The 16246-nt window shown below is 64.3% G+C and carries 13 protein-coding genes; 10 read left to right on the forward strand and 3 right to left on the reverse strand.

Features of this window, described 5'->3' with window-relative positions:
• Positions 1 to 137 precede the first annotated feature (137 nt).
• The 4 genes from AC1DJB_RS05175 (at position 138) to AC1DJB_RS05190 (ending at position 4236) form a co-directional block, all read left to right on the forward strand.
• The gene (locus tag AC1DJB_RS05175) at positions 138 to 608 is read left to right on the forward strand and encodes a pyridoxamine 5'-phosphate oxidase family protein (protein WP_059389003.1); all 471 of its coding nucleotides are present in this window, start codon (positions 138 to 140) and stop codon (positions 606 to 608) included.
• Between the two features lie 64 nt (positions 609 to 672).
• A complete protein-coding gene (locus AC1DJB_RS05180) occupies positions 673 to 1137 on the forward strand; it encodes a pyridoxamine 5'-phosphate oxidase family protein (protein ID WP_476910003.1) in 465 nt (154 codons plus the stop codon).
• Positions 1138 to 1191: 54 nt separating this feature from the next.
• The gene (locus AC1DJB_RS05185) at positions 1192 to 2259 is read left to right on the forward strand and encodes a zinc-dependent alcohol dehydrogenase family protein (protein ID WP_059389005.1); all 1068 of its coding nucleotides are present in this window, start codon (positions 1192 to 1194) and stop codon (positions 2257 to 2259) included.
• 75 nt (positions 2260 to 2334) lie between these two features.
• Positions 2335 to 4236 (forward strand): heavy metal translocating P-type ATPase, encoded by a 1902-nt coding sequence (locus tag AC1DJB_RS05190; RefSeq protein WP_476910004.1) that lies wholly within the window; start codon positions 2335 to 2337, stop codon positions 4234 to 4236.
• Between the two features lie 60 nt (positions 4237 to 4296).
• Here the strand turns inward: AC1DJB_RS05190 and AC1DJB_RS05195 are convergent, their stop codons facing one another.
• A complete protein-coding gene (locus tag AC1DJB_RS05195) occupies positions 4297 to 5154 on the reverse strand; it encodes a universal stress protein (RefSeq protein ID WP_476910005.1) in 858 nt (285 codons plus the stop codon).
• Between the two features lie 175 nt (positions 5155 to 5329).
• On the opposite strand from AC1DJB_RS05195, the gene AC1DJB_RS05200 reads away from it, so the two are divergent.
• On the forward strand, positions 5330 to 6505 hold the full coding sequence (locus AC1DJB_RS05200; RefSeq protein ID WP_441437550.1) for an acetate/propionate family kinase: 1176 nt from the start codon (positions 5330 to 5332) through the stop codon (positions 6503 to 6505).
• On the opposite strand, the gene mgtA is transcribed toward AC1DJB_RS05200, so the two are convergent.
• Positions 6492 to 9170, reverse strand: coding sequence for a magnesium-translocating P-type ATPase (mgtA, locus tag AC1DJB_RS05205; RefSeq protein ID WP_476910006.1), 2679 nt, complete (start codon positions 9168 to 9170; stop codon positions 6492 to 6494). The two genes, AC1DJB_RS05200 and mgtA, sit on opposite strands and share 14 nt — an antisense overlap.
• 268 nt (positions 9171 to 9438) lie before the next feature.
• Between mgtA and AC1DJB_RS05210 the strand changes: the two genes are divergently transcribed.
• Genes AC1DJB_RS05210 through AC1DJB_RS05220 form a run of 3 tightly spaced genes read left to right on the forward strand, consistent with a single transcriptional unit; the run spans position 9439 to position 14363 of the window.
• The gene (locus AC1DJB_RS05210) at positions 9439 to 11883 is read left to right on the forward strand and encodes a phosphoketolase family protein (RefSeq protein ID WP_476910007.1); all 2445 of its coding nucleotides are present in this window, start codon (positions 9439 to 9441) and stop codon (positions 11881 to 11883) included.
• Between the two features lie 44 nt (positions 11884 to 11927).
• Positions 11928 to 12077, forward strand: a complete 150-nt coding sequence (locus AC1DJB_RS05215) for a hypothetical protein (RefSeq protein WP_476910008.1) — start codon at positions 11928 to 11930, stop codon at positions 12075 to 12077.
• A gap of 33 nt (positions 12078 to 12110) precedes the next feature.
• Positions 12111 to 14363, forward strand: coding sequence for an HAD-IC family P-type ATPase (locus AC1DJB_RS05220; RefSeq protein ID WP_476910009.1), 2253 nt, complete (start codon positions 12111 to 12113; stop codon positions 14361 to 14363).
• Between the two features lie 21 nt (positions 14364 to 14384).
• Here AC1DJB_RS05220 and AC1DJB_RS05225 read toward each other — a convergent pair whose 3' ends face one another.
• Positions 14385 to 14636: an SHOCT domain-containing protein gene (locus AC1DJB_RS05225; protein WP_441437554.1), complete on the reverse strand. Its 252-nt coding sequence runs from the start codon at positions 14634 to 14636 to the stop codon at positions 14385 to 14387.
• Positions 14637 to 14838: 202 nt separating this feature from the next.
• Here AC1DJB_RS05225 and AC1DJB_RS05230 point away from each other — a divergent pair, with 202 nt between their 5' ends.
• Positions 14839 to 15282: a pyridoxamine 5'-phosphate oxidase family protein gene (locus tag AC1DJB_RS05230; protein WP_441437555.1), complete on the forward strand. Its 444-nt coding sequence runs from the start codon at positions 14839 to 14841 to the stop codon at positions 15280 to 15282.
• 59 nt (positions 15283 to 15341) lie between these two features.
• Positions 15342 to 16238, forward strand: a complete 897-nt coding sequence (locus tag AC1DJB_RS05235; protein WP_441437556.1) for a universal stress protein — start codon at positions 15342 to 15344, stop codon at positions 16236 to 16238.
• Positions 16239 to 16246: the final 8 nt, after the last annotated feature.

Raw genomic sequence — 16246 nt, forward strand, 5'->3', positions numbered from 1 at the left:
GGGCAGGTACCCGTGTCGTGGCAGCTGGCGTATCCGATGCCAGACTACTCCCCGAGTCTCGCGTTCGCCCAGACGCCCTTGAGGCGCGGGTCTTTGTGCCCTGTTTCCAGCTCACTCCCGGGCGTAGCCTCTCCGTCATGACGAACAAACCATCAACCCCGGAACCGGAGGTCCTGCAACCTCAGCAATGCTGGGAGCTCATGCGCGGCGTCTCGGTGGGACGCCTCGCAGTGTGGGTACTAGACCATCCAGACATCTTCCCGATCAACTACAAGGTTGACCATGGCACCCTCGTTTTCCGGACCGCAGAAGGGACCAAGCTCCACTCGGCCCTGGGCGAAACACCGGTTGCGCTGGAGGCCGACGGCGTCAACCCGGACACCGGGGTGGCGTGGAGCGTGGTCGTGAAAGGTCACGCTGTTGCCATCAAGCTGACCCAGGAGGTGCTCGATACGGTCGGGCTGCTCCTTTTCCCTTGGCAAGCGGGCCGCAAAGACCACTTCGTCCGCATCGTTCCGACGTCGATTACCGGACGCCGCTTCACCGTCACCCCTCCCCTGACGTGGTGGAGTCCCCTGGATGACGCAACGCGCGCCGGACTCGAATGACGGCGTCGCCCGGCGGGCCTAAAGCCCCTAACGACGGCGGACAGCCGCCGGTAGCGTCATGGTCATGAACCCTCCATCGACGGATGAAATCGAAAGTCTGAGTCCAGACGAATGCTTTGAATTACTTGGCCAAGCAGCCGTTGGCAGGCTAGCCGTCATTGTCGAGGACCATCCGGACATTTTCCCCGTGAACTACGTCGTGGACCACGGATCAATCGTCTTCCGCGCAGGCACCGGCACGAAATTCTGGAACACGATGCGCCATCCCTGCGCGCTCGAAATCGATGGTTTCGATGCGGGCACCGAGAAGGCCTGGAGCGTCGTCGCCAGAGGGCAGGCGCACTTCATCGTCGACCTGCGTGAAAAGGCGGCAGCCGATGCCCTCCACCTGGATCCCTGGCAGCCGGGCAGCAAGAGCCACTATCTGCGTTTGACCTTGGATGCCCTCACTGGTCGACGGTTCACAGCCACCCGGCCCGATATCTGGAACACTCCCTTGTGGGATGCGCGCTCCGAGCTGTTCCACTGACTTTTGCTGCCGGCGTCGCCGACGGTACCTCTTGCCCTAGCTTGATGGAGCATCATGAAAGCACTCGTCTATGGCGGACCCGGACAAAAGTCCTGGACGGACGTCCCTGATCCCCACATCGTCAACCCCACCGACGCCGTCGTCCGCATCGATACCACCACAATCTGCGGGACGGACCTCCATATCCTCAAAGGCGACGTTCCGGCGGTCCAGGAGGGCCGGGTCCTCGGGCATGAGGGCGTCGGAACGGTCACCGAAGTGGGTTCGTCCGTCACCGGGCTCAGGACCGGAGACCGCGTCCTCATTTCCTGCATCAAGTCCTGCGGACATTGCGGCAACTGCAAGAAGGGCCTCTACTCGCACTGCTCCGGGGAGGAGGGCCAAGCAGGAACCGGTTGGATCTTTGGCCATCTCATTGACGGCACCCAAGCCGAGTACGTGCGTGTCCCCTACGCGGACAACTCGCTCTACAAACTGCCCCACGGGGTCACCGATGACCAAGCCGTCATGCTCTCCGACATCCTGCCCACGGCGTTCGAGATCGGAGTCCAAGCCGGTCGCATCAAGCCAGGCGACGTCGTCGCCGTCGTCGGAGCGGGCCCCATCGGCCTCGCCGCGATAGCCACATCAGGCCTCCACGGCGCCGCCACCATCATCGCCATAGACCCGGACGAAGGGCGCCTTCTCCGGGCCCGGGAGTTCGGCGCAACGGGGGTCGTGAACCCCTCCGGTCCTGCTTGGATCAGCGACGTCATGTCCTTCACCGACGGCGCAGGAGTGGATGTCGCCATCGAAGCAGTCGGGATCCCGGACACCTTCGATATGGCCTTGCGGCTCGTGCGCCCCGGCGGGAATGTGGCCAACATCGGCGTGCACGGAAAGTCCGTTGAACTGCGCCTCCAGGACCTCTGGATCCGCAACATCAACATCAGCATGGGCCTCGTCAACACCAACACGACGCCGATGCTCCTCCGCCTGGTGGCCCAGCACAAGATCCCCGCCGAGAAATTCGCGACGCACCACTTCACCCTGGGACAGATCATCGATGCTTACGACACTTTCTCAAGGGCGGCTGAAACACACGCCCTGAAGGTCATCCTCAGCCGGGAATCCCACCACTAGGCAACCCCCAACACCTCTATTTCAACCTCCCTGAGGCCCTTCCCTGAGGAGGCACACCCAAGCAGGGCGGCTCCCATGGCCTTGATTCTCCGTTTTCCCCTTGTAGCGTCCACGCTCCTCGCCGGAGTGTGCGTCGGGGTACTGTGGGGCCTCGGTCAAATGCCAGCGGCACAGGCAACAGCGACTATCTATGCGCTAACCGTGGCCGTGTACCGTGCCGTGTCCATGATCAGGGATCTCTTCCGGGGACGGTGGGGCATCGACCTGTTGGCGGTGACGGCCATCGCCAGCACCCTCGTGGTCGGAGAATACCTTGCCTCCCTCATCATCGTCCTCATGCTCACGGGAGGAGACGCCCTGGAGGAATTTGCCCACGGAAGGGCTACGCACGAACTGAAAGCCCTCCTTGAGCGGGCTCCGCGGACCGCGCACCGCGAGACCCCGGGCAACCCGGTGGAAGAGGTTCCCGTGGGGAGCATCCGCTCCGGAGACACACTGTTGGTCAAACCCTCCGAAATCGTCCCAGTAGACGGTCTCTTGCTCTCCCCTGCCGGGACTTTCGATGAATCCTCCTTGACTGGCGAAAGCCTGCCGGTCGAGCACGGCAAGGGCGACCCCGTCATGAGTGGATCAGTTAACGGCGACGAAGCCGTTCGCGTTGTTGCAAGTGCCACCGCTGCAGACTCCCAGTACAGCCGGATCGTGGCCCTGGTCCAAGAAGCCGCGGCGAGCCGCGCCCCCACCGTCAGGCTTGCGGACCGATACGCCGTTCCCTTCACGATATTCGCCTTCCTGCTGGCAGGAATCGCATGGTACTTCAGTCACGATCCGGAACGGTTTGCCCAGGTGCTCGTCGTTGCGACACCGTGTCCCTTGTTGATCGCAGCACCTGTGGCGTTCCTTGCCGGCACCAGCCGGGCAGCCCACTCGGGAATCATCATCAAGAATGCCGGCACACTCGAACAACTCGCCCGCGTCAGGACGGCGGTCTTCGACAAGACCGGGACACTGACGCACGGCCGCCCCACGCTGCACGCCATACGGGTTTCCGCGACCGCCACGCCAGGCATGTCAGCCGATCGGATACTGCAACTCGCAGCGTCCGCTGAACAGTCGTCCTCGCATGTGCTGGCAGCCTCCGTGATTGATGCAGCACGGACCCGCGGCCTCCATCTGTTGCCCGTCACCAGCGCCAACGAGCACGCGACCCAGGGGGTCACGGCAGTCTGCGGAAGCCAGACTGTAAAGGTGGGCAAAGCTGCCTTCGTCGGCCCAGCCACAAGCGGCTTCGAGAAGGCAGACGTGGCCAGCGGACAACTTGGGATCGCCGTCGGCGTGGACGGGCACTTCGCTGGAACGCTGATCATGAGCGACCCTTTGCGGGAAAACGCGGTGGCCACCCTGGCCCAGCTGCGACGCCTCGGGGTGCGGGAAACCATGGTCCTGACTGGCGACACCCGTTCCACCGCCTCACATATTGCGGCCGAAGCCGGGATAACCCGGGTCCTGGCCGATTGCCTGCCTGCCGACAAGGTGGCCGCCGTCGCCGAATTGAACGACCGACCGGTCCTGATGGTCGGTGATGGAGTCAACGACGCACCTGTCCTCGCCGCGTCCGACGTCGGTGTAGCAATGGGTGCCCGGGGAGCAACCGCGGCCAGCGAATCGGCCGACGTCGTCATCATGCTCGATGACCTATCCAAGGTGGCCGCTGCCGTTGACATCGGCCGGCACACCATCCACATCGCCCGCACCAGCATCTGGACAGGCATTCTCCTTAGCGTGGGGTTGATGGCCGCGGCAGCATACGGCTTCGTCCCGGCGGTTGCCGGGGCTCTCCTGCAGGAGTTGGTAGATCTCGCGACCATCTTGAATGCCCTCCGGGCCTTGGGGCACAGCCGAAAACCGGGGGTCGATTCGCCAGGGCGTGTCCCCCTTGACCGGCTCCGAAAATTGGACCGCGACTTTCGGCCCTAGCCTGCCGGCCGCCCGCCCGACAGGGTGGAGCAACCAAGGCCGGTTGCTTCCGCCCGGCGGCTATGTTTGCACAACCGGGCGGGTTATCAGCGTCGGGCACTGGACGTTGAGCAGCACATGCTGAGCCACAGAGCCGACGAGCACGCGGGCACCGCCTCTTCCTTTGCAGCCCATGACCAGCAGCCGTGCACGGGTACTGGCATCCAGGAGCGCTTCGGCCGGCGCACGCTCAAAGTCCAGGATCTTGAGTATGGCCAAACCCGGGTGCCGCCCCTCCAGGCCGTGGACCGATTTGGACAACAGCGCGTGCCCATCGAGTCCAGGTTCTGCAGGCCCGGTCCCGCGCACTGATCTCCCGGACGGTGCAGGAGCGCGGCCGCTACCGGCATGGACGATCACGAGTTCCTGCCCCATTCGCTGCGCCTCGTCAGCTGCACACTCGACGGCGAGTTCGGAGTCCCGGGAACCATCGACACCAACTACTACGCCGGATGACTCGCGCGTTGAGGGGGCTGGCACAATCGCGACGGCGCAATGGCTGATGACCGCGATCTGAAAGCTGACCGAACCGAATCCTTCGCCGTGGTTGCCGGGGCGTCTATCGGTTCCCACGACGACCATTTCCGCATCCACAGAAAGCTTGCGCATGGTTTCGGCGGGCTCTCCGGAACTCAGTGTCGTCACTACCTCCAGGGAGGGAAACCGTGCGGCGACCCGCGCTGACTCGCCTTTCAGCAGGTCCTTTGCTTCTGCAGTCGCCCCATCGTGGAGGGCCTTCTCCGGGAACGCCCATGGCTCAGGAACGGCATGGACCAGGTTGAGCTGAAGACCAAGATCACGGGCCCGTTCGGCAGCCCAGTCCGCGGCAGCACTACCGACCACGGACCCATCGACACCAACGAGGATCTTTGTCTTCACGAGCCCACGTGCCTTCCCGGAACCAGCAGCAATCTCCCCCCAGTTTCGTCGGCTGCGTCGTTGACCTGCAAGGGCGTAAGACCCTCCCCGCGAGCGCAATTTCCGGGTTATGTTCCTCGAGGGGTATCGCGTTCCATGGTCGGGTGCCGCGTGGTCTTCCTGAAAGGACGTCAGAGTGCTGATCCTCGTATTGAATCCAGGTTCCTCATCCTTGAAGTACCAGCTACGGCGCCTCGGACCATCTGACCCGAGTCCCGGTATCCTGCTGGAACGGGCCATCAACAGCCCGCAAGAGGGCACGCTGGATCCAGTCTTCCTTGGAAACGTGTTCGACGTGGTCGATGCCGCCATTCGGGACATTACGGGCGGGGAACGCCCTGACGCCATCGGACACAGGGTGGTCCACGGCGGGGATCGCTTCAGTTCTCCGGTCCGTGTTACCCAGACCGTCATGGATGACATCCAGGAACTTGTCGAGTTTGCGCCGCTCCACAACGCGGCCAGCGCGACGTGCATGCGTGCCGCGGCCGCCCGTTGGCCGCGCACGCCCCAGGTGGCCGTATTCGACACGGCCTTCCACCGCACGATTCCCGACCATGCCTCCCGCTACGCCGTTCCGGACGAGCTGCATACGAAATACGGGATCAAGCGTTACGGTTTCCACGGGATCTCCGTCGAGATGGCTTGCCGCCATACGGGGACGTACCTCGGTGTCCCGCCGGGCGCCTTGAATGCGGTGGTGGCGCACCTTGGCAATGGCGCCTCGGTTACCGCCGTACGGGAGGGCCGCAGCGTCGACACGTCCATGGGCATGACCCCCCTGGAGGGGTTGGTCATGGGCACCCGTTCCGGCGATCTGGATCCGTCCATTGTCACCTTACTGCAGCGCCGCGGCCTCGGACCGGATGAAATCGACGAGCTCCTCAACCATCGGGCGGGCCTTCTGGGCCTGGCCGGATCGGCTGACATGCGCGCAATCCAGGACGCCGCACGGCAGGGTGACACCCGTGCGATCCTCGCTTCGGACATGGCCGCCTACCGGCTGGCCAAGTACATCGCCGCTTACAACATGGTGGTCGGCGGGGCTGCTGCCCTGATCCTTACCGGGGGCATTGGCGAACATTCCAGCCGGTTCAGGTCCCAGGTTGTGTCGCGGCTAGGGCCCCTCGGCCTCTTTGTCGACGAAGCCAGGAACCGCTCCGCCGAGACCGGCGTCCGCGTCATCAGCACGGACGCATCGGCTTTTCCGGTCCTGGTGGTCCCGAGCGACGAGGAACGCGCCATCGCCGAGGCGACGGCCGCCGTCGTGCTTTCGGACGAATCGGCGATTCGATGCCTCAACGAAGAGTGACTGATGGACGCCCTGGCGCAATCCCGGCAACGGGAGCGCTGAAGCGGGCGGCGCGGCGCGAGATGTGGTGGGTATCCGGCCGACGGCGCACCGGCGTCGGAAGCTCCGGCAGCTGCTGCGCGGCCCGGGCGAAGAACCATTGCTTGGCGACTTCCACCAGGACCATGTAGACGACGATCATTCCCAGTAGCGACAGGAAGAACGGCACCGGCAATGGATCGAAGCCCAGCAGGCCCGCCAGTGGTGACAACGGCAGGAAGATCCCCGCGGCCACCACTCCCAAGGATGCAGTCAACAGGCCAGCCGAAGGGCGGCTTCGCAGGAACGGGACCCGCCGGGTCCGGATGGCGAAAATGATGAGGGTCTGCGTGGCGATGGATTCGATGAACCAGCCTGCCCGGAACTCCCCCGGGACCGCGTTAAAGACGAACAGCATGAGCGCGAAGGTCGCAAAGTCGAAGAGTGAACTGATCGGCCCGAAGAGGAACATGAAGCGCCGTATGAACGCGATGTTCCAATGCGATGGTGCCAACAGCTGTTCCTTGTCCACGCGGTCGCCCGGGATGGCCAATTGGCCGCTGTCGTAGAGCAGGTTGTTGAGCAGGATCTGCCCCGGCAGCATGGGGAGGAAGCTCAGTACCACCGACGCCGTGGCGGCGCTGAACATGTTTCCGAAGTTGCTGGACGTACCCATCAGCACGTATTTGATGGTGTTCGCGAAGATCCTCCGGCCCTCCATCACGCCCTCGGCCAGGACTCCCAGGTCCTTTTCCAAAAGCACTATGTCGGCGGCGTCCTTGGCGACGTCGGTGGCGCTGTCCACGGAGATCCCGATGTCGGCTTTGTGAAGGGCCAGGGCGTCATTCACACCGTCGCCCATGAAGCCCACCGCTCCGCCGCTTTGGCGCAGCAGGGTGATGATCCGCGCCTTCTGGTCGGGCGAGACGCGGGCAAAGATGGTGGCTTCCCGGGCGGCCGCGGCCAGCTCGGTGTCTGACAATACGTCCACGTCGGCGCCGGTCAGGGTTCCGCCCGAAATCACGCCGAGTTCGGAGCATACTTTTTCGGCGACTTTGGCGTTGTCCCCGGTGGCGATCTTGACGGAGATACCCAGCGTGGCCAATTGTTCCAGGGACGCTCCCGCGTTTGCCTTGGGCCGGTCGAGGAAGACGAGGAAGCCTGCCAGGACGAGGTCCCTTTCGTCAGCAGGCGTGATGTTACTCATCCCCGTGGCTGGACGGGTAGCCACCGCGACGACGCGCGATCCGGCGTCGAACTGTTCGTCCAGCATGGCCTGCACGTTGGGCGACGTCGGCCCGCAGAGGGCGAGCACGTCCTCGGGGGCACCCTTGGTGACCAGGCGTGCGGGGCCGCCGGCTTCCCGCACCAGAACGCTGGTCCGGCGGCGCTGGTGGTCGAAGTCGATCAGGTCGAGGCGCTCAAAGCGGGTGGGATCAAACGGTGCCGCACCTGAGCTTTCCCATAATGCGGCATCCAGCGGATTCTGCCCGGCCGTGGATTGCTTGGCCTCGGAGTAGTCGGTTTCGGTGGCCAGCAGACCCAAGGTGAGGAGTTCGGCGTCGGAGACGTCCGGGGAGGCGGGCAGCGCGCCGATGAAGCTGATGCGCCCCTCGGTGAGGGTGCCCGTCTTGTCGGTAACCAGGATGTCCATGTCGCCCAGGTCCTCGATGCAAACCAGCCGTTTGACCAGGACCTTCCGCCGGGCCAGCTGGCGGGTGCCGGTAGCGAGGCTGGTGCTCACGACGGCGGGCAGCAGCTGCGGAGTGATGCCGACGGCGATTGCCAGGGAGAACAGCAGAGACTCGATCAGCGGGCGCTGCAGGAGCAGGTTCGCGATGAAGATGAGCGTGGTGAGCCCGATAGCCACCTGCAAAAGCAGGAACGAGAACCGCTTCAGCCCGAGCTGGAACTCGGTCTGGGGTTGCCGTTCTCCCAGGCCCAGCGCGATACGGCCGAATTCGGCGCGGCCGCCCGTGGCTACGACGACACCCGTGCAGCCGCCGGACTGGATGACGGTTCCCATGAAAACGCAGGATGCGAGGTCGCCCAGGGACGATCCGGGTGCCACGGGGGCGTGATCTTTGCCGGCTGGCAGGGACTCCCCCGTCAGGATGCTTTCGTCGCAGAGGAGGTTCTTGGTGCTCAGGAGGCGGATGTCGGCGGGGATGATGGCGCCCAGGCTCAGGTGTACGACGTCGCCCGGCACCAGAGCGGTGACGTCCACTTCCTGTGTGGTTCCGTCGCGCAGCACGACGGCGCGGTGGGTTACCCGGGAATGCAAGGCTTCGGAGGCCCGTTCGGCGCGGAATTCATTGGTGAAGCCCAAACCCACGCTGACCAGGAGGATCACGCCGATCACGATCGAATTCGTGGCATCGCCCAGGAAGAGGGAAAGCCCTGCCGTAATGATCAGCAGGATGAGGATGGGGCTGGCGAACTGCCGGCCCAATACCGCCCAACCGTTGGCCCGGTGCGTCCGGACGGCGTTCGGGCCGAGTTCTGCGAGGCGTTCCCCGGCTTCTTTGTTTGTCAGGCCGGCTGGGCTGGAGCCCAGACGTTCGAGCACCTGGTCCGGAGGAAGGCATGCGGCCTCGTTGATCGGCAGCTGCATGCGGTGCCGCTCCTTGACGTTGAGATCTGACATGCCGTATCCGTTCGAATGCGTTGCCTGAGGGAGTCGCCCTTGGGATAAGGGTACGGCTTGGGGAGGGAGGACGAGTGCCGTGGGTTGGGCTGTGTCGAGCGGTTGGAAATGGCTACGTCGAGGTGTGATAGCAGCCTCGCAGCGGCGCGGCCTAGGGCCCTATGGCCCTAACCGCCCCGGTGGTGCATCTGACACCGTGAAGACCAGAACAGTCCAGACGCCAGAAACGCGTGCATTCCACGCCGTCGAACCCGGAAGAGGCAAGCCCATGGAAACCGGAACCCCCGTCACCGGCGCGTCGGCCGAAGACTTCGAGCTGTTGAACCGGTACTGGTCCGCGGCCAATTACCTCACGGTGGCCCAGATCTACCTTCAGGAAAACCCTCTACTGAGAGAGCCCTTGCTCCCGCGCCACATCAAGCCCCGGCTCCTTGGCCACTGGGGAACCAGCCCCGGGCTGTCGTTGATCTATGCCCATTTGAACCGCCTGATCAGGCGAACCTCAGCGGAAGTCTTGTTCGTCGCTGGTCCAGGCCACGGCGGTCCCGCCGTCGTCGCCAACGTCTATCTTGAGGGCACCTACTCGGAGATCTATCCCAAAGTGGGGATGGACCTCCAGGGACTCCGGCGCCTTGTCCGGCAATTTTCGACGCCGGGCGGGATCGCGAGCCATGTCGGTCCGGCCACTCCCGGATCCATCCACGAAGGGGGCGAGCTTGGCTACTCCTTGATGCACGCCACGGGCGCGGCCATGGACAACCCCGGACTGATTGTCGCTTGCGTCATCGGCGATGGCGAAGCCGAGACCGGCCCGTTGGAGGCTTCATGGAAGGCGCCATCCTTCCTCAATCCCGCCCGCGACGGCGCCGTGCTACCGATACTCCATCTGAACGGATACAAGATCTCCGGACCGACCGTCCTGGGCCGCAAATCCGACGAGGACGTCGAAGCGCTGCTCAGTGCCCATGGCTGGGATCCGGTGACCGTCTCCGGCGAGGGCCCGGTGCTTGTCCACCGCGCATTGGCCTCCGCGGTGGACGAGTCTTATGGGCGCATCCGCGAACTGCAATCCACAGCGCGTAGCCAGGGCGTGCACGGCCCCGCGCGATGGCCTGCCATCATCCTGCGGACGCCAAAAGGGTGGACCGGGCCAGCCATGGTGGACGGGCTTCCCGTCGAAGGAACCTTTCGCTCCCACCAAGTGCCCTTGGCAAACGTTCGCGAGAATCCCGAACACCTGTCGCAGCTTGAGGCCTGGATGCGCTCCTACCAGCCGGAAACTCTCTTCGACGACGCGGGCCGGCTCGTCTCCGAACTGGCCGCGCTTGCTCCGGAGGGCAGTCTTCGCATGGGCGCAGCCCGCGCGGGCCGGGGCGGGACAGGGACTGTCCTTGAGATCCCCGGGCTGGAACAGTACGCGGTACCGGCGGCCCCGCGGGGGTCGGTCGTCCACGAAACCACCCGGCCGCTCGGGGAACTGCTCCGGGATGTCTACATCGCTACGGCCCCGGATCCGCGGTTCCGGCTCTTCTGCCCGGACGAAACCAACAGCAACCGGCTCGGGGCTGTCTTCGAGGCCACTGACCGTTGCCTTCTGCAACCGGCCAGGGCCGGCGATCATGCCGCGACGGAAGACCACGTCTCGCCGGGAGGCAGGGTCATGGAAGTCCTGTCCGAACACCTGTGCCAGGGTTGGCTGGAGGGATACCTCCTCACGGGCCGCCATGGACTGTTCGCCAGCTATGAGGCCTTCGCGATGGTCAGCGCGTCGATGACCGTCCAACACGCCAAATGGCTCCAGCATGCGAGGGAACTTGAATGGCGAGCCCCCGTGCCGAGCCTGAACATTCTCCTGACCTCCACCTGCTGGCGCAACGACCACAACGGATTCAGCCACCAAGGGCCCGGACTGATCGATACGGTGCTGTCCCTGTCGGGCACCGTCACCCGCGTCTACCTGCCACCGGACGCAAATACCCTCCTCGTCACTGCCGACCACATCCTTCGCAGCAAGGACTACGTCAATCTGGTGGTCGTAGACAAACAACCGCACCCGCAGTACCTCACCCTGGAGGAGGCGAGGCGCCACGCCGAGGCAGGAGCGTCCATCTGGTCTTGGGCCGGGAACGAGCAGTCCTTCGGCGGCGAGCCCGACGCCGCCCGGGCTGTGCCCGACGGCGCCCGGGCTGTGCCCGACGTCGTCCTGGCCTGTGCAGGGGACATCCCCACCCAGGAGACGCTGGCCGCAGCCTGGTTGCTGCAAGAACATCTGCCCGGACTCGTGGTCCGCGTTGTTAACGTCATGGATGCCATGGTCCTCCCGCCCCGCGACGCCCACCCCCATGGACTCTCCAGTGAGAAGTTCGAAGAGCTGTTCACGGCAGACCGAGAAGTCATCATGGCCTGGCACGGCTACGCCCGGGCCCTGCACCAACTCCTGCATGGAAGACCCCGCCCGGAACGGTTCCATGTCCGCGGCTACAACGAACAAGGAACCACAACCACCCCCTTCGACATGGTGGTCCTGAACAAGATGAGCCGCTACCACCTGGTCCTGGAAGCGTTGCGTCGCATTCACCGGCAGGTCGGAGGCGCGGACGAACTGGTCGACTTCTGCCGCAGGCAGCTGGATGCACATGCGCGATACATCCGGGAACACTTCGAAGACCTCCCGGAAATACGGAACTGGTCCTGGACGCCGCACCTTCCCTAGCGGGAGGAAAAGGAAGGTGCCGTCGAGGAGAAGTGCGGAAAACTGTGACCCAACAACCAGCCCTGAACCATCCCGGTGCCGAGGTGGGCCGCTCCCCCGCTGGATCCGGGTTGTCCAGCGCCGAGGTCCTGGCCCGGACGGAAGCAGGACTCGTCAACACCGTTTCGGAGGCTCCAAGCAGAACGCTCGGGTAGATCTTCCGGGCAAACCTCCTGACGCTGTTCAACGTGATCGTGGGCTGCAGCTTCGGCCTGCTGCTTCTTCTGGGCCAGCGGAAGGATGCGCTCTTTGGGCTGGCAGCCGCGGGCAATATCCTCATTGGTGTCGTTCAGGAATACCGGGCCAAAAAGTCACTGGATCGACTCGCGATTCTCGACGCCTCCCCCGCCCGGGTGGTTCGCGACGGCACGGCGCAGGATGTTGACCTGCAAGACGTCGTCCGCGACGACGTGCTCGTGCTGCGAGTCGGCGACCAGGTGCCCGCGGATGCTTCCATCATCGACGGCGAAGGCCTGGAACTTGACGAATCGCTCCTCACCGGCGAATCACATCCCGTGAGCAAGGGACCGGGATCCGAAGTGCTCTCCGGCTCCAGCGTCGTCGCCGGGAACGGCAGGGCCCGGGTTGTCCGGGTCGGCGCCGACTCCTTCGCCAGCAAACTGACCGCCGAGGCCAAACGCTTCTCTATGGTCAACTCCGAGATCCGCAATAGCCTCAACAGGATCCTCCGTTGGATCACCTGGCTGTTGCCGCCCGTCATGATTCTTGTCATCAACGGGCAAATGCAGGCGAGCGGTGGTTGGGAGCAAGCCATCACAACCGGAAGCTGGAGGACCGCTTCCGTGGGGGCGGTCGCCAGCGTCATAGCCATGATCCCGCCGGGCCTGGTGCTCCTCTCCAGCGTCGCTTTCGCTGTCGGCGGGCTGCGGCTGGCCCGTCAGGAAGTCCTGATCCAGGAGTTGGCGGCCGTTGAAGGCCTCGCTCGTGTGGACGTGTTTTGCCTGGACAAGACCGGCACCCTCACCGAAGGCAAGCTCGTGTTCGACGGCGTCCACGAGGCCGGTCCGTCGCCGCAACCCGGGTGGAGGGAGGTTCTGGGCTGGTTCGGGACCGACCCGCAGGCCAATGCCACCGCCCGGTGCCTTGCCGATGCCTTCCCCTCGGGCACCAGCCTTCGCCCGAGCTCGACGGTGCCGTTTTCTTCTGCACGGAAATGGAGCGCCGTCAGCTTCGGCTCAGACCAATTCGTCGGCGGCACCTGGGTGCTGGGCGCTCCGGAGATTGTCCTTCGCGAAGACACCCCAGGCACAGCTCGCATTGTTGGGGCAGCAGGCCGCTTGGCCTCAACCGGCCTGCGCACCATGGCCCTGACCTACTTGCCCGGCCCGTTGCCGGCACGGGCCGCAGCGGAGGATCAACCCCCGGCCGATTGTGCCCCGGTATGCCTGCTGACCTTCCGGGAGAGCGTGCGCCCGGATGCTGCAAAGATCCTTGACTACTTCCGCGAGCAGGACGTGAAGGTGAGGATTTTCTCCGGCGACGATCCCCGCACCGTTGCCGCCGTCGCCCGCGAGGTCGGGCTGGACGCGGAATACGGGTACGACGCACGGGAATTGCCGGTCGATCCGGACCTGCTGCTGGAAGCTCTGGAAAACAACGTGGTATTCGGGCGTGTCTCCCCGGAACAAAAGAAGGACATGGTCCTTGCACTGCAGCGGGGAGGCCATACTGTCGCGATGACCGGGGACGGGGTCAACGACGCGCTGGCACTCAAGGAAGCGGACATAGGTATCGCCATGGACTCCGCCGCGGCCGCCACCAAGGCCGTGTCCCGCCTTGTCCTCCTGGACGGACGCTTCGACAGGCTTCCCGGCGTGGTTGCGGAAGGCAGACGGGTCATCGCGAATATTGAACGGGTTTCGGTCCTGTTCCTTAGCAAGACCGCCTACGCCATCGTCCTCTCCGCCACCTTCGGAGCACTTCTGTGGGACTTCCCGTTCCTGCCGCGCCAACTCTCCGCCACAGACGGCCTCACCATCGGAATTCCGGCGTTCTTCCTTGCGCTCATGCCCAACAACCGCCGCTACACCCCGGGATTCCTCAAACGCTCCCTCTCCTTCGCCGTGCCTTCCGGGTTCGTCGTCGCTGCCGCCGTCCTTGCCGTCAACGTCTACGCAACGGTTGTCGGTGCGCACACGGTCAGTGCCACCCGCACAGCTTCCGTTCTCGCGCTATCACTCACGGGTCTATGGATACTGGCAGCCATTTCGCGCCCGCTCAACCTGCGACGCGCAACCATCGTCGGAACGATGTACCTGGGCTTGGTCTTCGTGGTGGGAACGCCCCTCCTCCAAGACTTCTTCGGCTTGGAATGGCCACGGAACGATCTTTTAATGACGGCACTTGGAAGCGCGCTCGGCGGAATCCTGGCTATCGAAGCCCTTCACCTGTTCCAGAGCCGGCGAAACGCGCGGAACTAGCCCGCGCCGCGGAAGCCCTGCTCATTGCCGGCGCCGTAGAGCAGCCCGGCGCGCCGTGAGCTCCGTTTCGTCAATCTCGCCCCGGGCGAAGCGCTCATTGAGGATACGTTCGGAATCATCAACGGCTGGCCCCTGGAAACCCCGTCCGCCCGTGTGGTTCCCCCGCAGCAGGAGGACAACCAAGGTGGCAATGCCACCCCAGAACAGCAACATCATCAGCCCCATGGCGATCCAGCCGCCGATGCCGATGCTTCCACCCCATCCCCACATCATGGCCAATTTCCCTTTTGAACTGGATTGCGTACCTGGGTCCAGTGTCGCCCGTTTCCGGTCCGTTCCACAGGGCATTTAGTCACACCGCCGGGCCTTTCGGCCCTACAGCAGGAGAATGGCCCCCAATAGGCTGCTGGGAGTTGTAGGTGTTCACACCCGCGATCAGGTGCCCGAAAGACGAGCTAGACACATAGGAGCAGGCATGTCACTCCCCAGCATGGACGCAGGCCGCGTTGACGGCGGACTGCACGTCGCGGAAGAACTTAGCCAGGAACGGTGCTGGGATCTTTTGCGTTCAAATACCACTGGCCGCTTCGGTTTTCTCCAGCAAGGCCGGGTGATGATCCTCCCCGTGAACTACTTGGTGGACGGCCAGTCCATCTACTTCCGCACTGCCGGGGATGGATCCATCGCCGAGGCAGTCCCGTCGCTCGAGTCGTCCTTTCAGATCGACGATTCACGTGCCGATCGCAGCGAAGGTTGGTCTGTGCTCGTCAGTGGGGCTTCCTCCCGCGTTGAGGATCAGGACCTGCTGACCAGGCTGTGGGGAAAGGTCATGGCGGAGCCTTGGGCCGGTGGAGAACGGAATCTCTTTATCCGGATCCACGCCGAGAGTGTCACCGGACGCCACGTGCATCTGGAGTGAGCTTCTGGAGTAAGACTGGAGCCGCTCCCCATTCAATCACCCTCGCGGGTAAGGAGACCATGGACGCCGCGGAAGAAATCATCGTTGGCTACGACGGGTCCGCCGGGGCTGTCCCGGCTGTCCGCTGGGCTGCCCGCCAGGCGGCCCAGCGGAACTGCGGACTGCACGTGGTCCACAGCACCCTGTGGCCGGCAATCACCCATGATCTGGGTCCCGTGCCTGGCATCGAAGGCAGCGGGTTGCGACGCGCGGCCGAGGACATTCTGGCCGAGGGCGTGGCACAGGTCCTCGATGCGGTTCCCGGATTGGCCGTCAAGACGACGCTGTTCTATGGGTGGCCAGCCGAACACCTCAGGACACTCTCTTCCGGCGCCGCCTTGCTCGTCATTGGAACCAGGGGCGCGGGGGGCTTCATGGGACTGCTGATCGGCTCCGTCAGCTTGGAACTCGCGGCAACAGCCGATTGCCCCGTCGCTGTCATCCGCGGCGGAGAACACCTGGGCGGTCCGGTTGTGGTCGGCGTCGACTTCGACGATTGGGAGCTGCCGCTTCGGCATGCCTGCGACCTGGCGGCCTTGTCCGGGACTCCCCTTCGATTGGTGCACGTCCGGAAGAAGCACCGGATTCCACGCCCTATCCCTGACGCGGCGACGTCGGCCCAAGACCATGTGGAACCACGAATCCAGGCGCTTCTTGACTCTGCGGCGCAGAGCGCCCACCAAACAATTCCGGACCTCGACGTCCAAAAAAGATCGCCGGTTGGAACGTCCATCCCTGGGTCCATTTTGGCGGAGGCTCAAGATGCGTCCATCATCGTCGTCGGGACGAAAGGACGCGGACTGGTTCGGGGCACTATCGGTTCAACTGCCCATGCTGTCCTTCATCACGCCGCATGTCCGGTCCTGTTGGCGCGCCGGCCAAGCCAAGGCCCCGGTGAATCAGATTCATCCCGGTGAAGCAGATG

The organism is Arthrobacter sp. 01T428, from assembly GCF_056398685.1.

What these genes read in the sequence shown, in the direction of transcription:
- AC1DJB_RS05185 (WP_059389005.1), top strand. Translation starts at nt 1,192, where the DNA reads ATGAAAGCACTCGTCTATGGCGGACCCGGACAAAAGTCCTGGACGGAC.
- AC1DJB_RS05225 (WP_441437554.1), bottom strand. Translation starts at nt 14,636, where the DNA reads ATGATGTGGGGATGGGGTGGAAGCATCGGCATCGGCGGCTGGATCGCC.
- AC1DJB_RS05230 (WP_441437555.1), top strand. Translation starts at nt 14,839, where the DNA reads ATGTCACTCCCCAGCATGGACGCAGGCCGCGTTGACGGCGGACTGCAC.
- AC1DJB_RS05235 (WP_441437556.1), top strand. Translation starts at nt 15,342, where the DNA reads ATGGACGCCGCGGAAGAAATCATCGTTGGCTACGACGGGTCCGCCGGG.
- AC1DJB_RS05180 (WP_476910003.1), top strand. Translation starts at nt 673, where the DNA reads ATGAACCCTCCATCGACGGATGAAATCGAAAGTCTGAGTCCAGACGAA.
- AC1DJB_RS05210 (WP_476910007.1), top strand. Translation starts at nt 9,439, where the DNA reads ATGGAAACCGGAACCCCCGTCACCGGCGCGTCGGCCGAAGACTTCGAG.
- AC1DJB_RS05175 (WP_059389003.1), top strand. Translation starts at nt 138, where the DNA reads ATGACGAACAAACCATCAACCCCGGAACCGGAGGTCCTGCAACCTCAG.
- mgtA (WP_476910006.1), bottom strand. Translation starts at nt 9,170, where the DNA reads ATGTCAGATCTCAACGTCAAGGAGCGGCACCGCATGCAGCTGCCGATC.
- AC1DJB_RS05190 (WP_476910004.1), top strand. Translation starts at nt 2,335, where the DNA reads ATGGCCTTGATTCTCCGTTTTCCCCTTGTAGCGTCCACGCTCCTCGCC.